General features: G+C 72.7%; 18 protein-coding genes. 10 read left to right on the forward strand and 8 right to left on the reverse strand.

The window, feature by feature from the left end; all coding sequences use genetic code 11:
- Window positions 1-65: 65 nt before the first annotated feature.
- Window positions 66-884, forward strand: a complete 819-nt coding sequence (locus tag ACZ3ZE_RS03075; protein WP_442303907.1) for a serine hydrolase domain-containing protein — start codon at window positions 66-68, stop codon at window positions 882-884.
- Between the two features lie 79 nt (window positions 885-963).
- Here the strand turns inward: ACZ3ZE_RS03075 and ACZ3ZE_RS03080 are convergent, their stop codons facing one another.
- From ACZ3ZE_RS03080 to ACZ3ZE_RS03100, 5 genes are all read right to left on the reverse strand, one after another.
- Complete coding sequence (locus tag ACZ3ZE_RS03080) at window positions 964-1575, reverse strand: hypothetical protein (RefSeq protein ID WP_361163502.1); 612 nt, start codon at window positions 1573-1575, stop codon at window positions 964-966.
- On the reverse strand, window positions 1572-3062 hold the full coding sequence (locus tag ACZ3ZE_RS03085) for a sensor histidine kinase (protein WP_363291230.1): 1491 nt from the start codon (window positions 3060-3062) through the stop codon (window positions 1572-1574). The genes ACZ3ZE_RS03080 and ACZ3ZE_RS03085 overlap by 4 nt, the downstream gene beginning before the upstream one ends.
- Complete coding sequence (locus tag ACZ3ZE_RS03090) at window positions 3059-3742, reverse strand: response regulator transcription factor (RefSeq protein ID WP_361163498.1); 684 nt, start codon at window positions 3740-3742, stop codon at window positions 3059-3061. The genes ACZ3ZE_RS03085 and ACZ3ZE_RS03090 overlap by 4 nt, the downstream gene beginning before the upstream one ends.
- A 93-nt stretch (window positions 3743-3835) precedes the next feature.
- A complete protein-coding gene (gene murJ, locus ACZ3ZE_RS03095) occupies window positions 3836-5509 on the reverse strand; it encodes a murein biosynthesis integral membrane protein MurJ (RefSeq protein ID WP_467257135.1) in 1674 nt (557 codons plus the stop codon).
- Window positions 5506-6681: a lipid II:glycine glycyltransferase FemX gene (locus ACZ3ZE_RS03100; RefSeq protein ID WP_361163494.1), complete on the reverse strand. Its 1176-nt coding sequence runs from the start codon at window positions 6679-6681 to the stop codon at window positions 5506-5508. The genes murJ and ACZ3ZE_RS03100 overlap by 4 nt, the downstream gene beginning before the upstream one ends.
- A 209-nt stretch (window positions 6682-6890) precedes the next feature.
- Here ACZ3ZE_RS03100 and ACZ3ZE_RS03105 point away from each other — a divergent pair, with 209 nt between their 5' ends.
- The gene (locus ACZ3ZE_RS03105; protein WP_467257137.1) at window positions 6891-8057 is read left to right on the forward strand and encodes a L,D-transpeptidase; all 1167 of its coding nucleotides are present in this window, start codon (window positions 6891-6893) and stop codon (window positions 8055-8057) included.
- 85 nt (window positions 8058-8142) lie between these two features.
- Here ACZ3ZE_RS03105 and ACZ3ZE_RS03110 read toward each other — a convergent pair whose 3' ends face one another.
- Window positions 8143-9654 (reverse strand): trypsin-like serine protease, encoded by a 1512-nt coding sequence (locus tag ACZ3ZE_RS03110; RefSeq protein WP_361163490.1) that lies wholly within the window; start codon window positions 9652-9654, stop codon window positions 8143-8145.
- A 347-nt stretch (window positions 9655-10001) separates the two neighbouring features.
- Here ACZ3ZE_RS03110 and ACZ3ZE_RS03115 point away from each other — a divergent pair, with 347 nt between their 5' ends.
- Together ACZ3ZE_RS03115 and ACZ3ZE_RS03120 are read left to right on the forward strand one after the other, a co-directional pair.
- Entirely contained in the window at window positions 10002-10826 is an 825-nt protein-coding gene (locus ACZ3ZE_RS03115; protein ID WP_361163488.1) for a helix-turn-helix domain-containing protein, read from the forward strand.
- Window positions 10810-11004 (forward strand): DUF397 domain-containing protein, encoded by a 195-nt coding sequence (locus tag ACZ3ZE_RS03120; protein ID WP_361163486.1) that lies wholly within the window; start codon window positions 10810-10812, stop codon window positions 11002-11004. The genes ACZ3ZE_RS03115 and ACZ3ZE_RS03120 overlap by 17 nt, the downstream gene beginning before the upstream one ends.
- Here ACZ3ZE_RS03120 and ACZ3ZE_RS03125 read toward each other — a convergent pair.
- The gene (locus ACZ3ZE_RS03125; protein ID WP_361164680.1) at window positions 11001-11654 is read right to left on the reverse strand and encodes a pirin family protein; all 654 of its coding nucleotides are present in this window, start codon (window positions 11652-11654) and stop codon (window positions 11001-11003) included. The genes ACZ3ZE_RS03120 and ACZ3ZE_RS03125 overlap by 4 nt on opposite strands.
- A gap of 246 nt (window positions 11655-11900) precedes the next feature.
- Between ACZ3ZE_RS03125 and ACZ3ZE_RS03130 the strand changes: the two genes are divergently transcribed.
- From ACZ3ZE_RS03130 to fabF, 5 genes are all read left to right on the forward strand, one after another.
- Window positions 11901-13082, forward strand: a complete 1182-nt coding sequence (locus tag ACZ3ZE_RS03130) for a PucR family transcriptional regulator (RefSeq protein ID WP_329420319.1) — start codon at window positions 11901-11903, stop codon at window positions 13080-13082.
- A gap of 89 nt (window positions 13083-13171) precedes the next feature.
- Window positions 13172-14089 (forward strand): ACP S-malonyltransferase, encoded by a 918-nt coding sequence (locus ACZ3ZE_RS03135; protein WP_467257139.1) that lies wholly within the window; start codon window positions 13172-13174, stop codon window positions 14087-14089.
- An 18-nt stretch (window positions 14090-14107) separates the two neighbouring features.
- Entirely contained in the window at window positions 14108-15139 is a 1032-nt protein-coding gene (locus ACZ3ZE_RS03140; protein ID WP_361163482.1) for a ketoacyl-ACP synthase III, read from the forward strand.
- Between the two features lie 60 nt (window positions 15140-15199).
- The gene (locus ACZ3ZE_RS03145) at window positions 15200-15448 is read left to right on the forward strand and encodes an acyl carrier protein (RefSeq protein WP_361163480.1); all 249 of its coding nucleotides are present in this window, start codon (window positions 15200-15202) and stop codon (window positions 15446-15448) included.
- A gap of 79 nt (window positions 15449-15527) precedes the next feature.
- A complete protein-coding gene (fabF, locus tag ACZ3ZE_RS03150) occupies window positions 15528-16790 on the forward strand; it encodes a beta-ketoacyl-ACP synthase II (RefSeq protein ID WP_361163478.1) in 1263 nt (420 codons plus the stop codon).
- Window positions 16791-16970: 180 nt separating this feature from the next.
- Here the strand turns inward: fabF and ACZ3ZE_RS03155 are convergent, their stop codons facing one another.
- Window positions 16971-17465 carry a DUF3145 domain-containing protein gene (locus ACZ3ZE_RS03155; protein WP_361163476.1) on the reverse strand — a complete coding sequence of 165 codons (495 nt, stop codon included), beginning with the start codon at window positions 17463-17465 and terminating at the stop codon, window positions 16971-16973.
- A 257-nt stretch (window positions 17466-17722) separates the two neighbouring features.
- Here ACZ3ZE_RS03155 and ACZ3ZE_RS03160 point away from each other — a divergent pair, with 257 nt between their 5' ends.
- On the forward strand, window positions 17723-18616 hold the full coding sequence (locus ACZ3ZE_RS03160) for an SGNH/GDSL hydrolase family protein (RefSeq protein WP_361624138.1): 894 nt from the start codon (window positions 17723-17725) through the stop codon (window positions 18614-18616).
- Window positions 18617-18714: the final 98 nt, after the last annotated feature.

The following is an 18714-nucleotide window of genomic DNA, read 5'->3' on the forward strand; positions in this document are numbered from 1 at the left end:
CGCTAGAACCTTCGAGTGCACTCGAAGCAAGCAGGCCAAGTACGCTCGGCACCATGCTGAGCAGCCTGCAGACCCTGGCGTCGATCGAGAACTGGCCCGTCCCCACCGCCGCGGCGGCCGTCGTCCGCGCGGACGGCACCCTGGCCGGCGCGCACGGCCCCACCGGCCGGCGTTTCCCGCTCGCCTCGGTCACCAAGCCGCTCGCGGCGTACGCCGTCCTCGTCGCGTACGAGGAGGGGGCGATCGACCTCGACGAGCCGGCCGGGCCCGAGGGCGCCACCGTGCGGCACCTGCTCGCGCACACCTCCGGGCTCGCCTTCGACGAGAACCGGGTCATGGCGGCGCCCGGCGCCCGCCGGATCTACTCCAACACCGGCTTCGAGGCGCTCGGCGACCACGTCGCCAAGGCCACCGACATCCCCTTCGCCGAGTATCTGCACCAGGCGGTCCTGGAACCGCTCGGCATGACCGCGACGACGCTGGAGGGCTCGCCCGCGAAGGACGGCGTGTCGACCGTCGACGACCTGGTGCGCTTCGCCGCCGAGGTGCAGGCGCCGCGGCTGCTCGACGCGCGGACGGTGCTCGACGCGATGACCGTGACGTACCCCGGTCTCACCGGCATCCTGCCGGGCTACGGGCACCAGCGGCCCAACGACTGGGGCCTCGGCTTCGAGATCCGCGACGGCAAGTCGCCGCACTGGACGGGCGCCTCGTCCTCGCCGCGCACCTTCGGGCACTTCGGCCAGTCCGGGACCTTCCTGTGGATCGACCCGGACGCCGGCGCGGCCTGCGTGGCGCTCACCGACCGGCCCTTCGGGGCGTGGGCGGTCGAGGCGTGGCCGCCGTTCACGGACGCGGTCCTCGCGGAGCTGCGGGGCGCCTGAGCCGGGACGGGCCGTGGGGCCGGGCGATCCGGGGCCTGGGGCCGCGTGATCCGGGACCGGGGGCCTTGGCCCCGTCGGCCTAGTCGGTCTCGCAGCGGCGCCCCGGCAGGGCCCCGTCCGTCCCCGAGACGACGACCTTGGCCGCGCTGCCGAGCTCCTCGGCGTACGCGGCGGTGCACGCCAGCTGGCGTAGGGCGACGGGGTCGAGGTCCTGGACGCGGACGGCGAGCCGGACGTGCAGCTCCGGGCGCCCGTCGGGGCCCGACGTCTTCTGGGTGTGCGGTTCGCCGCTGCCGTGGAAGGTGAGACTGCTGGTGAGGCCGGCCGTGCGTTCCCGTTCGTCCGGGCCCTCGATGAGGGAGGCGAGCACCTTGTCGGTGGCGACCCGGTAGTTCATGCCGGGCGGGTGGCTGATCTCGGCCCCGGGGCCGCCGTCGGCCTCGCCCTGGGGGAGCCCGAAACCGACGTCGCGGGCGACCGGCATCAGCCGGCCGTCCCGCGCGACGAAGAACAGCAGCATCCGCGGGTTGCCCGTGGGGTGCACCGTGACCGGGGCGCCGGCGCCGGCCTCCACGACGTCGCTCCCCTGTATGCCGCAGCCGGCGAGCGGCAGCAGCACCAGCGGCAGGGCGGCCGCGACACGGCGCCGAAAGCGGGAACGCGGGCGCGGGCGGTCCGGGGCGGGGGTCACCTCGGGATCCTCACGGTGAAGACGGCCCCTCCGTCGGGCCGGTTGGCGGCGACGACCGTGCCGCCGTGCAGCCGGACGTTCTCCAGGGTGATGGCGAGGCCGAGGCCGCTGCCCGCCGAGCGGGTGCGGGCCGCGTCGGCCTTGTAGAAGCGGTCGAAGACGTGCGGGAGGACGTCCTCGGGGATGCCCGGCCCCCGGTCGGCGACCTCCGTGACGAGCCAGCCGTCGGCCCCGCCCTCGGCGTACACCCGGACCGTCACCGGCGGGCTGCCGTGCCGCAGGGCGTTGCCGACCAGGTTGGCGACGACGACGTCGAAGCGGCGCGGGTCGAGGGGGGCGCGGATGCCGTCGGTGAGTTCGGTGACGATGCGGTCCGGGTCGGTCCAGTGCCGGTTCTGGAGGGTCTTGCGGACCGAGTCGGCCGCGTCGACCTCGTCGGTGTGGAGTTCGGCCGCGCGGGCGTCGAAGCGGGAGATCTCCATGAGGTCCTCGACGAGCACGGCGAGTTTGCCGGTCTCGGCGCTGATCAGGCGGACGGCGCGGGCGGTGTCGGAGTCGAGGGTACCGGCGTCCTCGTCGAGCACCTCGGTGACGGCGAGCATCCCGGCGAGCGGGGTGCGCAGTTCGTGGGAGACGTCGGAGGCGAAGCGGCGGGCGCGGGCCTCGGCGCTCCGCAGCTCCGTGACGGAACGTTCCAGCTCGGCGGCGGACTCGTTGAAGGTGCGGGCGAGATCGGCGAGTTCGTCGCTGCCCTTGGCATGGATACGGGTGTCCAGCAGGCCCCGGCCCATGCTGTGGGCGGCGACCCGCAGCTCCCGCACCGGCCGCAGCACCCCGCGCGAGGCCACCAGCGCCGGGATCAGGGCGACGAGCAGCGCGGGCAGCGCGCCGTCGCGGGCGGCGACGACCATCGCCTCGATGTTGGCCTCCTCCTCGCCCAGGTCCATCACCGCGTAGAGCACGAGCCCGGTGGGGCTGCCCTCGGGGAAGCCCCGATAGTAGTTGCTGAAGACGGCGGGGACGGCGATGGTGAGGTACGGGGTGCCGTCCTTGACGACCCGCTGGAAGCTGCCGTGGGTGGCGCCGATCGCCGTGGCGCGGCGGCGCAGTTCGGGGGTGAGGACGCTCGACTCGGGCCGGTCGGTGGAGGACACCCGCAGGTCACCGTATTCCGCGTACACCCGCCAGGGGCGCGGCTTGCCCTGCCGGGCGATGGTCTGCAGGGCGGAGCGCAGCCCGTCGGTGTTGACGGGCAGCTGGGTGCTCAGGGTCTCGACCTGCTGGCGGAAGGCGGTGACGGCGGTGTTCTGGGTCTGCTCCAGGATCGCGTTGCGGGCGGCGCGGTAGGTGAGGGCGGCGGTGGTGCCGCAGCCGACGGCGGCGACCAGCAGGAAGGCGAGGACGAGCCGGGTGCGCAGCCCGAAGGGGTGCAGGCGCCTGCGGCGGGCCTCGGCGTGTCTGCCACCGCCCGGCACATGGGCTCTCACAACGGTCCGAAGCGGTAGCCGAAGCCGCGCAGGGTCTGGATGTAGCGGGGCTCGCCCGGGGTGTCCTCGATCTTGTTGCGGAGGCGGCGGACGCAGGCGTCGACGAGCCGGGCGTCGCCGTGGAAGCTGTGCTCCCAGACGTGTTCGAGGAGCTGCTGGCGGCTGAAGACCTGCTCGGGGGCGGCGGTGAGGTGGAGCAGCAGCTTGAGCTCGGAGGGGGCGAGGGCGAGGCGTTCGCCGTTCTTGGCGACGGTGAGACCGGCCCGGTCGACGGCCAGCTCCCCGTGGAACTCCACGGCCTGGCGCGCGCCGCCGGGCTCCTCGATCCGGCGGAGCACGGCACGGATCCGGGCCTCGATGACCTCGGTACGGGCGGGCTTGACGATGTAGTCGTCGGCGCCCGCCTCCAGGCCGATGACGACGTCGAAGTCGTCACCGCGCGCGGTGAGCATGATGATCGGCAGCTGGCTGGTCTCGCGGACCTGGCGGCAGACCTGGACGCCGTTCATCCCGGGCAGCATGAGGTCGAGCAGCAGCAGGTCGGGACGGAACTCGCGCAACGCGGCGAGCCCCGTCTCCCCGGTCGCGGCGGTGCGCACCTCGTGCCCGCGGCGCCGGAGCCCGAGCTCGACGCCTTCGCGGACGGAGGGGTCGTCTTCGATCAGCAGCACGCGTGGCATTCGTGGAGTATCCCAAGGTCGGTCGGATGCGCTCCCCGCCGGGGAGGGGATCCGGCGGGGAGCGGGCGGTGGGGGCGGCGTGAGCCGGTGGGCTCAGCGCCGCCGGGTCAGACGGGCGGTGGCGCCCGTGAGCAGGGCCTGGACCTCGGTGAGCCGCAGCGGCCGGGCCAGGAGGGCGAAGACGGCGAGGACGGCGGCCGCGCCGGCGAGACCGGAGAGCACGGAGCCGGCCCCGGTGGTGCGGTCGGCGACGAGCAGCCCGAACCCGGCGGCGGGCACGGCGGCGGTGAGCAGGCGGAGCAGGGCGGTGCCGGCGCCGGTACTGGCACTGTCAGCGGCGCCCATCGGCGCCGGACCGGCCGCCCCGGCCCCCGGACCCCCCGCCCCCCTCAGCCGCCGCCCCAGCACGTACGCCGTGACCCCCCACCCCGTCCACAGCGCGAGCGAGTAGCCCGCGGCCATGCCCGTCACGGCCCAGCGGGCGGGCAGGACGGTGAACGCCGTGACGGCGAGCAGGGCGTTGAGGCCCGCGATGACGAGGTTCAGGAAGAAGGGGGTGCGGGTGTCGCGCAGGGCGTAGAAGGCGCGGGTGCAGACGTACTGGCCGGAGAGGGCAATCAGGCCGGGCGCGAGGGCCATCAGGATCCAGGCCATGGAGCGGACCGCGCCGGCGTCGGTGCGGCCGTACCCGAAGACCATGCCCATCAACGGGACGGCGAGGGCGAACAGCACGCAGGCGGCGGGGACGATCGCCGCCATGCTGGTGCGCTGCGCGTAGGCGACGTCCCGGCGCACCCCGGTCAGGTCGCCCTCGGCCGCCGCGGCGCTCATCCGCGGCAGCAGGGCCGTGACCAGGGCGACGGTGACGATGCCGTGCGGGACGGCCCACACCAGGTAGGCGTTGTTGTACGCGCTGAGGCCGGCGCCCTCGGCGTGCTGGCCGGCCGCCGTGGCGATCTTGGTGGTCACCCAGTACGCGGCCTGGTTGGTGAGGACCAGGAGGACCAGCCAGCCGGCCGCCTTCAGGGGCGCGGTCAGGCCGCTGCCGCGCCAGTCGAAGCGGGGGCGCCAGCGGAAGCCGGCCGCCTTGAGGGAGGGCAGGAGGGCGAGGGCCTGGAGGGCGATGCCCGCGGTGGTGCCCCAGCCGAGCAGCGCGGTCTCGCCGGGGGTGAGCCCGCCGCCCGTGGAGACGGCGAGGAACAGACCGAAGACGCCGACCACGACGACGTTGTTGAGGACCGGCGTCCACATCATCGCGCCGAACCGGCCGCGCGCGTTGAGCACCTGCCCGAGCAGCGTGAACAGGCCGAGGAAGAAGATCTGCGGCAGGCAGGAGCGGGCGAAGGCGACGGTCATGTCCCGCTGGGCACCGGTGTAGTCGGTGTAGCCGTCGACGATCGCGGGGGCGGCGAGGACGGCGACGCCGGTCAGCACGGTGAGGGCGAGCACGCAGACGGTGAGCAGCCGGTCGGTGTAGGCGACGCCGCCGTCCGCGTGCTCCTTGGCCGCCTTGACCAGTTCGGGGACGAAGACCGCGTTGAGCGCGCCGCCGAGCAGCAGCATGTAGACGATCGTGGGCACGGAGTTGCCGACCGCGTAGCCGTCGGCGACGAATCCGGTGCCGATGGCCGCCGCGACGACGGCGGAGCGTACGAAGCCGGTGGCGCGCGAGACGAGCGAACCGGCGGCCATCAGCGCGCCGCTGCGCAGCACGGACGGGGCCTTGGCCGGGGCGGCCCCGGTGGTCTCGGTGGCCGTGGCCGTCATCGGCGGGCCAGGTACGCCTGGAAGGCGCGGAACAGCGTGTGGTTGGTCGTGCCCTGCAACGGAATCTCCCACTCCCCCAGCGTCTCGACGACCCGCCCGCCCGTGCCCAGCTTCCAGCGGAGCAGCCCGTGGGCGCGGTCGTCCGGATCGAGGGTGGAGGGTACCCCGCGCATGTCGTAGACGTCCGCTCCGACGGCGTGGGCGTCGAGCATCATGCGCCACTGGAGAGCGTTGGAGGGGCGGACCTCGCGGCGGTGGTCGGCGGAGGCGCCGGTCTGGTACCAGACCCGCCGTCCGACGGTGACCATGGTGTGGGCGGCGAGGACCTCCCCCTCGTGCCGGGCCAGGTACAGCTTCATCCGGCCCGGGTACTCCGCGTTGAGGACGGCGTACTGGCGCTCGTAGTAGGCGAGGGAGCGGCCGAGGCGGAAGCCGTCGCGCTCCTCGGTGATGCGGAGCAGCCGGTAGAACTCGGGCAGGTCGGCGGCGGAGCCGACGACGACCTCGACGCCGGACTTGCGGGCCTTGCGGATGTTGCGCCGCCACTCCTGGTTGAGCCCGGACCACAGGTCGTCGGAGCTGCGGCCGGTGAGCGGCACCTGGTAGACGAGCCGCGGCTGGGCGTCGGCGCCGTCCTCGGACTCGCCGCCGCAGCGCTTCCAGCCGCGGGCCCGCAGCCGTTCGGCGACGGCCGAGCCGAGCGGGTCGACCTCGGTGGCGAGGACGTCGGACAGGCGCCGCCCGGGCCCCGCGTGCGCCTTGAGGGTGGCGGCGGACCAGCGCCGGTAGTCGGGCCCGGGGCCCATCCGCACGGCGAACACGCCGCAGGACCTCAGGTGCTTGAGCAGCGGGTCGAGCCAGCCGTCGAGGTCGGGGTCGGCCCAGTCGGCGACGGGCCCCTCGGGCAGGTAGGCGAAGTACTTGCGGGTGCCGGGGAACGCCCGCAGCAGCACCAGCGCGACGCCGGACAGCTCACCGAACTCGGGCCCCCAGCCCACCAGCTGGTGGGTCCACCCGTCCTTCACCTGCGCCCAGGAGGGGAGTTGGAGGAAGCTGGGCCCGTCCGCTCCGGTGGAGCGGGCGGCCAGGAACGCGCGGTACACCTCGGGGGTGACGGGGCCGAGCCGCAGCGCGGGGCGGGCGGGCGCGGGCGTCACGAGCAGCGCTGACACAACGAGGGCCTCCTTGTTCCGCCCCGTCGGTGGTGGGGCGCACAGCAGGCTCACAGCCGGTATTGACCACTCCGCGCGAGGAATGTGACCGGACGATGACCGTTTCTCTTCAGCCCCCGTCACAAGGCCCCGGGACCGGGCGCACCCCCCTGACGGCGGCCTACAGTCCGGTGCATCCCACCCATTCCCGTCCTCGCGGAGGCCGTGCCGTGCTGCGCACCCACATACGCATCCCCCTGTTCCTGATCGCGGCCGCGTCGCTGACCGCCTGCTCGGCGGCGACCGCCGGCGAGCGGCCCTCCGCGTCCGGTGCGCCCAAGGACGACACCCCCGCGAAGGTGACCGTGGCGCCCCCGGCGGCCGGCCGGCCGCTGACGGTGACGGCCACCGGCGGCACCCTCGCCACGGTCAAGGTGGTCGACGCGGACGGCGCCGTGCTCGCCGGCCGCACCGGCGCGGGCGGCTCCTCGTGGGCCTCGGACCGCAAGGCCGCGCCCGGCACCACGTACACGGTGGAGGTGACCGCGCGGGGCGCCGGCGGCAAGGAGACGAAGGACAGCACGTCCTTCTCGACGCCCGAGGCCGCCGAGGTCAACAAGCTGACGCTCGCCCCCGGGAAGAACACCACGGTGGGCGTCGCCCACCCCCTCTCGATCGTCTTCGACCGCCCGGTGACCAACAAGGCCGACGTCGAGCGCCAGTTGAAAGTCACCACCTCCGTCCCCACCGAGGGCTCGTGGGGCTGGCTCAAGGACTACTCGGGCAAGGACCGCGCGGACTGGCGGCCCCGCGCGTACTGGAAGCCCGGCACGAAGGTCACCCTGGACGCGACGCTGAACGGCACGGACTCGGGCGACGGCTGGTTCGTCCGCGACTACCGCACCGGCTTCACCGTCGCCGCCCAGTCCCAGGTCATCAAGGTCGACCTGGACCGCAAGAAGCTCTCCGTCGTCCGCGACGGGCGCACCGTCCGCACCATCCCCGTCTCCGGCGGCACCCCCGGCGGCGACAAGCGCTCCTGGCGGGGCACCGCCGTCCTGATGGCGAAGGAGGGCACGATCAACATGAACTCGGAGACGGTCGGCCTCGGCGACGCCTACAACAAGGACGTCGACTACTCGATGCGGCTGACCTGGTCCGGCATGTACGCCCACGCCGCCCCCTGGAACGCGGCCTACTTCGGGCGCGCCAACAAGAGCTCCGGCTGCATCGGCATGAGCACCGAGAACGCCACCTCCTTCTACGCCTCGGTCCGCGTCGGCGACCCGTTCGAGATCACCGGCGAGCAGACCAAGGGCGTCGTGGCCGAGGGCAACGGCTACGGCGCGTGGAACCTGGACTGGACGGCCTGGCAGGCGAAGAGCGCCCTGCGCTAGGCCGCGCGTCCACCACCCGCCGCCCGGGCGGCGGACCACCGCCACCCGGGCGTCGACTCGCCCGTCCCGTCGGCGCGTCCGCGGCCTAGCGCGGTCCCTCTGCGGCACCGGGCAGCGCGCAGCCCGGGCGGGTCGGCTTCCATCGCGAGCCCGCGGTGAGGCAGGCGGCGATCTGATGGACCTGCTGGCCGTAGCTGCGGCCCTGCACCGCGGTCACGGATCCGTCCCGGCCGACCTCGCAGGGGTTGTTGTTGGTGCACTGCTCACCGTCACGGTTGTGGGTGTTGTTGATGCCCACGACGGTCTCCCCGTCGGACGCCAGCAGTGCGCTGCCGGAGTGGCCGGGCCTGCTGACGCAGCTGTCGCTGGTGGCGTAGCGCACCGCGCGGTCCTGCTGGTAGCCGTCCTCCCGCAGGTGCGGCACCACGGCCTCCACCGTGCACGGCAGACGGTGGGAGTTGTAGGCCATGGAGAGCCGGTCACCCTTGCGCATCGGCGTGGTGGACAACCGGAAGACCTTCGCGCCCTCCTTGGCCAACTGCGCGTAGGTCTTGTCCAGCCGGTACAGCGCGATGTCGGTGCCCGTCATCGTCGCGTACACCAGCCGGGTCGCGCGGGCGGTGGTCCGGGTGTAGCCGGCGGAGTCGTTGATGGTGACCGGGCTCGTCAGATCGGCGGGCCGGTCCACCAACGCCGTCCCCGGCGCGGGCCGGCCGCTCGGCACGCAGTGGCCGTTGGTCAGCGCCATCGCCGGGTCCTGGGGGCGCGCGGTGGGGGGACGCACCACGGAACCCAGACAGTCGCCCACCTTGGCCGCGCCCTCAACGTTCGGGATCGGGTCGAGCGGCGGCACATCGGTACCGTTCACGATGCCGTTGATCCAGGCGGAGTTCTTCGCGACATCGGTGTACATGGTGGGACGGTTGGCGTTCCTGATGCCGGGACCGATGACCGTTCCCGCCAGCACCCACTCGCCGCCCTCGCGCACCAGGGCAGGCCCTCCGGAGTCCGTCGTCCCCGGCCCGACATCGGCGCGGCCGACGCACAAGGGCGGAGTGGCGTCGCCGTCGTCCCAGCACTCCTGGAGCGGCACGACCTCGGTGTCGGCTTCGCGCAGTCTGCTGGGGAAGCACGCGGTGTCGTCGAATTCCTCGCAGGTATCCGAAGTCTGGCCCCAGCCGAGGATGCGGACGGGCGTCCCCACGGCGGGCGTGGTCGCGGACAGGCGTACGGGCTTGGCCCGCACCGGGTTGCGCAGGTGCAGCAACGCGATGTCCTCGCCCGGCGGGTCGTACTTGGCTATGCGCCGGTAGAACGTGTCGACCTCGGCGACCTCGCCGCCGTCGGTGACGTCCGGCGACCCGACGCGGACCTTCCAGCCGCGGGGAACACCCGCCTTCGAGCCCGTCGGTGTGTTGGTGCAGTGCGCCGCGGTCACCGCCCACTGCGGAGCGATGAGCACGGCCCCGCACCGGTGTCCGTCCGGGCGGGGAGAATCGTACTGGAGCGAGACCATGAACGAATACGGCTCGGTGGACTCGTCACCCCCGACAATGGCCTGCGCCGGCAAGGCGGTGACCAGACTCGTGATCGCCACGGCCCCCGTCGTCAGGACGGCGGCCGTCCTTCGGCTCATCCACTTGCGCACGTGTGACTCCCGTTCGTTACGCCGCCGGGCATGAGGCCGGGCGGGCATGTACGGAGGAACAGCACCGGCCGTTCCGCGTGGCCATGATCTTGAACGCGGGGAGCCTCCGGGGGATCGCGACCGTGCCTCAGGCACATCACGGCAACCGCTCAGCCGTGTATCAGCGAGGGCCGGCCCGAAGTCACCCACAAGGGTGGCCGTACGGGATTCCCGCCTCCGGCCCGCGACCCGCTGGATACGCTCGGCGACACAGCGAGTCGATACGCCGTGCACGTCGCAAGCCGGAGGTACCCGCGATGGCGAACATCCAGCAACTCGACCCCAGCGCCTCCCCCCTGGACTACTACGGCTGGGAACTGCGCCGCTTACGTGAGGCGCACGGTCTCAGACAGCGGCAGTTGGGCGACATCATCTTCTGCTCGGGCTCGCTGATCGGGCAGGTCGAGTGCGCGAAGAAGATCCCCACCCGCGAGTTCTCCGAACGGCTGGACGCGGCACTGGGCACGGGCGGGCTGTTCAGCCGGCTCATCGGGCTGGTGCTGCGCAGTCAGTTGCCGAACTGGTTCCAGCCGTATGCGGACATGGAAGCCCGAGCCACGTACATCTCGACCTTCCAGTCGCAGCTGGTGTACGGACTGTTGCAGACCAAGGAGTACGCGGCGGCGCTCCTCGCCGTCGACTACCCGGACATGGTCGACGAGATGGTGGCGGCCCGAATGGAACGCCAACGGATCCTTCAGCGCGACGATCCGCCGGCGCTCTGGGTCATCCTGAGCGAGGCCGCGCTGTACCAGGAGGTCGGCGGACGCGAGGTCATGCGCGGGCAGCTGGCCCGGCTGCTGGAGTACCGCGACAACCCGTGGGTGCAGATCCAGATCCTCCCGTTCTCCGTCGGAGAACACACGGGAATGATGGGGTCGTTCAACCTGCTGCGGTTCGACGACGACCCCGACCTGTTCTACGTGGAGAGCTACGACCAGGGGCATATGACCGCCAATCCGGCGGTGATCAAGGAGCGTTCAGTCAGCTACGCTCGGCTGCAAGCCACGGCCCTCTCCCCCGAGGACTCGGCGGCACTCATCGCCCGTGTGATGGAGGAACGCTATGGAGAACCGTCCTGACCTGACCGGCGCCCAGTGGCGGAAGTCGTCGTACAGCGGGACCAACGGCGGCGACTGCGTCGAGGTCACCGACGGCCACCCTGGTGTCGTCCCGGTCCGTGACAGCAAGAACCCCACCGGCCCGGTCCTGATGGTCCACGCCGCCGCCTGGCAGACCTTCGTGGACGGCGTCCGCTAGGACGCCATCTCCCACAGCAGCACCTCCGCGTCGCCGGTCGCGAGCAGGGCCAGGCCCGCCGCCCCGGTGACGCGGGCCGCGTCGCCCGCGCTGAGCTCCTCCCCCGCCAGCCGGACCGTGCCGCGCACCACGTGGACGTACACGAAGGCGGCGTCCGGGACGGCCGAGCGTTCGCCCGCCTCCAGGCGCCGCACGTGCAGCATCGCGCCCGCCGCCGGGAGGGCGTACGGGGTGGCGTCGGCGATGCCTCGGACCACGTCGTACGCGGGGTCGCCGCCGGGGGTCTGGGGGGCCAGCCACATCTGGACGAAGGTCAGTGGGGTGGGGCCGTCGTTGCGCTCCACGTGCCGGACGCCCTCGGCGGCGCTCAGGTGCTGGAGGTCGCCGGGGCGGACCACGGTCGCGTGGCCGGCCGAGTCGCGGTGGGTCAGCTCGCCCTCGACGACCCAGGTGACGATCTCGGTGTGGCTGTGCGGGTGCTCGTCGAAGCCGGCGCCGGGCGCGAGGCGCTCCTCGTTGCAGGCGAGCAGCGCGCCGAAGCGGAGGTTGTCGGGGTCGTAGAAACGGCCGAAGGAGAGGGCGTGCCGGGTGTCGATCCCGGCCTCGGGGTCACCTCCGGGGTACCGCTCCCCGGCGCGCTGGATGCGTATCACGGGTTCACGGTAGCGGCGGCGGTGCGGCGGGCGTCCGCGAAACCGCCCCGACCGGGCACGTGGTGACCACGTCACGGGTTTCCGGCGCTGGAGGATCTCCACAGCCCCGGTGATGCGGCCGAGCCGGCACGGGACGGCGAAGCGGCCGGATCGGCCGGCAGAACCACGGCTGTGACCTGCGGCTTTGTTGACTCGGGCCGGTCCGTGCCAGCCGACTCCCCGACATAGGGCAGTCTTGTCCCCGTGTCTGAACCCGTGAACGCCCCTCACCCGCATGCCGCGACTCTGAAGCGCCTCGAACAGTCCTCCGGGCGGCTCGCCGCCAACGCCATTGCCCGCATGGACGAGACGCTGCCGTGGTACCGGGCGATGCCGCCCGAGAACCGGTCGTGGATCGGTCTGGTCGCCCAGGCCGGCATCGCGGCGTTCACCGAGTGGTTCCGGCACCCGGAGACCCCGCAGGCGATCTCCACCGACGTCTTCGGCACGGCGCCGCGCGAGCTGACCCGGGCGATCACGCTGCGCCAGACCGTCGAGATGGTCCGTACGACGATCGAGGTCATGGAGGTGGCGATCGACGAGGTCGCCGCCCCGGGCGACGAGCGCGTGCTGCGGGAGGCGCTGCTCGTCTACGCGCGGGAGATCGCCTTCGCCACCGCCCAGGTGTACGCGCAGGCCGCCGAGGCCCGGGGCGCGTGGGACGCCCGGCTGGAGTCGCTGGTCGTCAACGCGGTGCTGTCCGGGGAGGCCGACGAGGGGGCCGTGTCCCGGGCCGCCGCGCTCGGCTGGAACTCGCCGGAGAACGTGTGCGTGGTGCTGGGGACGGCGCCCGACGGGGACAGCGAGCTGACCGTCGAGGCGATCCGCCGGGCCGCCCGGCACGCCAAGCTCCAGGTGCTCACGGGGGTCCTCGGGGACCGGCTCGTGGTCATCGCGGGCGGCAACGACAACCCGCTGGCCGTCGCGAAGGCGCTGATCGGGCCGTACGCGGCCGGTGCCGTCGTCGCCGGGCCCGTCGTGCCCGACCTGCTGGCCGCGACCCGGTCCGCGCAGGCCGCCGCCGCCGGCCTCAAGGCGTGCACGGCCTGGCAGGACGCCCCGCGGCCGGTCCTCGCGGACGATCTCCTGCCGGAGCGGGCCATCGCCTCCGACCCTTCGGCCCGCGACCAGCTGGTGGAGGAGATCTACAGACCGCTGGAGGAAGCGGGCTCGGCGCTGCTCGAAACACTCAGTGTCTATCTGGAGCAGGCGAGCAGCCTGGAAGGCGCGGCGCGGATGTTGTTCGTCCACCCGAACACCGTGCGCTACCGGCTCCGACGTGTGACCGACGTCACCGGCTGGTCACCCTCCGACGTCCGCTCCGCGTTCACCCTGCGGATCGCGCTGATCCTCGGGCGCTTGGCCGACGCGGAGACGCAGTCCTAGACTTTTGTCGAACACCAACAATTCCCCCGACGGTTCTTCGTCCTTGTCCCCACGGGCGTCCGGGACCGTCCCCAAGAGAGAGTGTGAGGGTGCTCGTACTCGTCGCTCCCGGCCAAGGCGCCCAGACGCCCGGCTTCCTGACTCCCTGGCTCGAACTCCCCGGTGCCGCCGACCGCGTCGCGGCCTGGTCCGACGCCATCGGGCTCGACCTTGCCCACTACGGCACGAAGGCCGACGCGGACGAGATCCGCGACACCGCCGTGGCCCAGCCGCTGCTGGTCGCGGCCGGCCTGCTGTCCGCCGCCGCCCTCGGTGACGTGACGCCCGGCGCCGTCGCCGGTCACAGCGTCGGCGAGTTCACCGCCGCCGCCTTCGCGGGCGTCCTCGACGACACCGCCGCGCTGCGTCTCGTACGCACCCGTGGTCTGGCGATGGCCGAGGCCGCCGCGATCACCAAGACCGGCATGTCGGCGCTGCTCGGCGGCGACCCCGAGGTGACCGTCCCGCACCTGGAGAAGCTGGGCCTGACCCCGGCCAACGTCAACGGCGCCGGCCAGATCGTGGCCGCCGGCACCCTGGAGCAGCTGGCCGCCCTGGCCGAGGACAAGCCCGAGGGCGTCCGCCGGGTCGTCGCGCTCCAGGTCGCCGGCGCGTTCCACACGCACCACATGGCCCCGGCCGTGGAGAAGCTGGCCGCCGCCGCCCAGGAGCTGTCCCCGGCCGACCCGGCCGTGCGCTACGTCTCCAACAAGGACGGCCAGGTCGTGACCGGCGGCGGCGAGGTCATCGCCCGCCTGGTCGGCCAGGTCGCCAACCCGGTCCGCTGGGACCTGTGCATGGAGACCTTCAAGGAACTCGGCGTCACCGGCCTGATCGAGGTGTGCCCCGGCGGCACCCTGACCGGCCTCGCCAAGCGCGCCCTGCCCGGTGTCCCCACCGTGGCCCTGAAGACCCCCGACGACCTCGACGCGGCCCGCACGCTCGCAGCGACGACGGCCACGGCCTGACAAGGAGTGTCGAGAAGCATGGCGAAGATCAAGCCCAGCAAGGGCGCCCCGTACGCGCGCATCCTCGGCGTCGGCGGCTACCGCCCGACGCGTGTGGTGCCCAACGAGGTGATCCTGGAGAAGATCGACTCCTCCGACGAGTGGATCCGCTCGCGCTCCGGCATCGCCACCCGCCACTGGGCGTCCCCCCAGGAGACCGTCACCGCGATGTCGGTGGAGGCCTCGGGCAAGGCCATCGCGGACGCCGGGATCTCTCCCGAGCAGATCGGCGCGGTCGTCGTCTCCACGGTGTCGCACTTCAAGCAGACCCCGGCGGTGGCGACCGAGATCGCCGACAAGATCGGCGCCGGCAAGCCGGCCGCGTTCGACATCTCCGCCGGCTGCGCGGGCTTCGGCTACGGCCTCACCCTCGCCAAGGGCATGATCGTCGAGGGTTCGGCCGAGTACGTGCTGGTGATCGGCGTGGAGCGGCTGAGCGACCTGACGGATCTGGAGGACCGCGCGACGGCCTTCCTGTTCGGCGACGGCGCCGGTGCCGTGGTCGTCGGCCCCTCGGACGAGCCGCACATCGGCCCCACGGTGTGGGGTTCGGAGGGCGACAAGTCCGAGACGATCAAGCAGACGGTGCCGTGGAACGAGTTCCACGTCGGCGACGTGTCGAAGCTGCCCCTCAACGAGCAGGGCGACATCAAGTTCCCGGCCATCACGCAGGAGGGCCAGGCGGTCTTCCGCTGGGCCGTCTTCGAGATGGCGAAGGTCGCCCAGCAGGCGCTGGACGCCGCCGGAATCTCGGCGGACGACCTGGACGTCTTCATCCCGCACCAGGCCAACATGCGGATCATCGACTCGATGGTGAAGACCCTCAAGCTGCCGGAGCACGTCACGGTCGCCCGTGACGTGGAGACCACCGGCAACACCTCGGCCGCCTCGATTCCGCTCGCGATGGAGCGGCTCCTGGCGACCGGCAAGGCCAAGAGCGGCGACACGGCGCTCATCATCGGCTTCGGGGCGGGTCTCGTCTTCGCCGCGACGGTCGTTACTCTCCCCTAGGCACTCCGGATTTCCGGAAGCCTCTCTTTTTTCTCAGCACACACCAGAAGGAGCGCCACCATGGCCGCCACCCAGGAAGAGATCGTCAAGGGTCTCGCCGAGATCGTCAACGAGATCGCCGGCATCCCGGTCGAGGACGTCGAGATCGACAAGTCCTTCACCGACGACCTGGACGTCGACTCCCTGTCCATGGTCGAGGTCGTCGTGGCCGCCGAAGAGCGCTTCGACGTCAAGATCCCCGACGAGGACGTCAAGAACCTCAAGACGGTCGGCGACGCCACCTCGTACATCCTGAAGCACCAGGCCTGATTCGGGCCTAGCTGACCCGGTTCGCCACCCAGCGGTGGCGCCGTTTTTCGACCATCACACACATGGAGAAAGAATTCCTGTGAGCTCGACCAATCGCACCGTGGTCGTCACCGGTATCGGCGCAACCACTCCGCTGGGTGGCGACTCCGCTTCCACCTGGGAGGGCCTTCTGGCCGGTCGCTCCGGCGTGAAGCCCCTGGAGGGCGAGCGCTTCGAGGAGCTGCCCGTACGGATCGCCGCGCGCGTCGCGGTGGAGCCGTCCGAGGTCCTGCCCCGCCCGCTGGCCCGCAAGCTGGACCGCTCGGCGCAGTTCGCGCTGATCGCGGCCCGCGAGGCGTGGGCCGACGCGGGCTACACCGCGCCCGCCGGTGAGGACGAGAAGATCGTGCCCGAGCGGCTCGGTTCCGTCATCGCCTCCGGCATCGGCGGTGTCACGACCCTGCTCGACCAGTACGACGTGCTGAAGGAGTCCGGCGTCCGCCGCGTCTCCCCGCACACCGTGCCGATGCTGATGCCCAACAGCCCCTCCGCCAACGTCGGCCTGGAGGTGAACGCCCGCGCGGGCGTGCACACCCCGGTCTCCGCGTGCGCGTCGGGCGCCGAGGCGATCGGCTACGCCGTCGAGATGATCCGTACCGGCCGTGCCGACGTGGTCGTCGCGGGCGGCACCGAGGCGGCGATCCACCCGCTGCCGATCGCGGCCTTCGCCAACATGATGGCGATGTCCAAGAACAACGACGAGCCCCAGCAGGCCTCGCGCCCCTACGACAAGGGCCGGGACGGCTTCGTCCTGGGCGAGGGCGCCGGCGTGGTCGTGCTGGAGTCCGAGGAGCACGCGAAGGCGCGCGGCGCGAAGATCTACTGCGAGGTGCTGGGGCAGGGCCTGTCGGCCGACAGCCACCACATCGCGCAGCCCGAGCCGACCGGCCGGGGCATCGCCGCCGCGATGCAGAACCTCCTCGACTCGACGGACCTGAAGCCGTCCGAGGTCGTCCACCTCAACGCCCACGCCACGTCGACCCCGCAGGGCGACGTCGCCGAGATCAAGGCGCTGCGCCGGGTCCTGGGCGACGACCTGGACCACGTCGCGATCTCCGCGACCAAGTCGATGACGGGTCACCTCCTGGGCGGTGCCGGCGGCATCGAGACCGTCGCGACGGTCCTGGCCCTCCACCACCGGCTGGCCCCGCCGACGATCAACGTCACCGACCTCGACCCCGAGGTCGAGGCCGACATCGTCCTGAACGAGCCGCGCGAGCTGCCGCAGGGCTCGATCGCCGCGATCAACAACTCGTTCGGGTTCGGCGGCCACAACGTGGTGCTGGCGTTCCGTTCGGTCTGACCGGCCGTCACGACGTACTGAAGGCCCCTGCCGGGACGTTCCGGCAGGGGCCTTCGACGTGGGGCCACCGGGGGACGGCGACGACCCGACGAGCTGACGAGCCGACGGCGGGGTCCGGCGCGGCGTGCCGGAGCCCGTGAGGCGCCCCGGCGCCGAGCGGCGCGAGGGCGCGTCGAGAGGTCAGACCACCTGGTGCAGCCAGCGCACCGGAGCTCCTTCGCCCGCGTAGCGGAAGGGCTCCAGCTCGTCGTCCCAGGGTTTGCCGAGGAGCCGGGCGATCTCCGCTTCGAGCACCGTCTCGCCCTGGGCCGCGCGGGCCAGGGCGGCGCGCAGACGGTCCTCGGGGACGAGGATGTCGCCGTGGATGCCGGTGACGGCGTGGAAGATGCCCAGCGCGGGGGTGGCGCTGTAGCGCTCGCCCTCGGCGTTCGGGCTGGGCTCCGCGGTCACCTCGAAGCGGAGCATCTGCCAGCCGCGCAGGGCGGAGGCGAGCGTGGAGGCGGTGCCGGTCCGCCCCTTCCAGGAGAACTCGGCTCTCCAGGTGCCGGGCGACGCCGGCTGACGGATCCAGTCGAGCTGGACCCTCGCACCGAGGACACCCGCGACCGCCCATTCGACGTGCGGGCAGAGCGCACGCGGTGCGGAGTGTACGTACAGGACTCCACGTGTCGTCACCGGGACCTCCAGTGTGGGACGAGGTTCACCTTGCCCAGCGGCCTCAGTAAACACATCGGGAGTAGATCTTCGCAAACCCCCAAAAAGGGGACAGCAAGTGACGTGATGTAATTTACCGGACCCATTCGGCGGAGGCGCCTCTGGTTCGACGGGGAAAAGCTACCGTGCCGCGCCCGCATCGGGGTGACGTACGGTCGGTCAAGGGCGGGTGGACACGAAGCATTCACTCGCGAGGACGCCGAGGAGGGGCCCCGGGGATGCGCGGGCGACGTCGAATCCGTACCACCGCCGCCGCGGTCGCGCTGCTGTGCGTCGCGGTGCTGCCGGGCTGCTCCGCCGACGGCCCGGCCGACGCCGGGCGCCCGGCCGCCGCCGCGCCGAAGCCGAAGCCGACCCCGAAGCCGACGCCCCCGTGGGACCCCTCCCCCGGCTCCGTGGCCGCCGTCGGGGACTCCATCACCCGCGCCTTCGACGCCTGTACAGTCCTGGCGGACTGCCCCGAGGCGTCCTGGGCGACCGGCACCGACGCGGGCGTCGACAGCCTGGCGCTGCGGCTGCTCGGGCCCGAGGGCGTGGCCGGCCGGAGCTGGAACCTGGCGCGCACCGGGGCGCGGATGGCGGAGCTGCCGGAACAGATGGCCGCGGCGGCGGCCGAACGCCCCGAGCTGGTCACGGTCATGATGGGCGCCAACGACGCCTGCCGGGAGCGGCCCGAGCTGATGACCCCGGTCGAGGAGTTCCGCGCCTCGTTCACGGCGGCGCTCGGCCGGCTGCGGTCCGGGGCACCGAAGGCGCAGGTGTACGTGGCGAGCCTGCCGGACCTGAAGCGCCTGTGGGCGACGGGCCGGGTCAGCCCGATGGGCCGTCAGGTGTGGAGCCTGGGCGTCTGCGGCGCGATGCTGGCGGACCCGGAGGACCTGGGCCCGGCGGCGGAGGAGCGCAGGAACCGGGTGCGGGACCGGGTGGTCGCGTACAACGGGGTCCTCCAGGAGGTGTGCGCGAAGGACGCGCGCTGCCGCTACGACGGCGGGGCCGTGTTCGGCTTCCGCTTCGAGGGCGGGCAGCTGAGCCCGTGGGACTGGTTCCATCCGAGCCGGGACGGGCAGGCGCGGCTCGCGGAGATCGCGTACCGGCGGATCAGCGCGCGGTAGGGCGGGCGGGACGGCGGCGGGCCCGGCCCGACCGGCGGGACACCCCTGGGGGCGTACGGCCCGACCGGCGGGAATCCCCCGGGGCGTACGGGACGGCG

The sequence above is a fragment of the Streptomyces sp. NPDC023157 genome, from assembly GCF_055560575.1.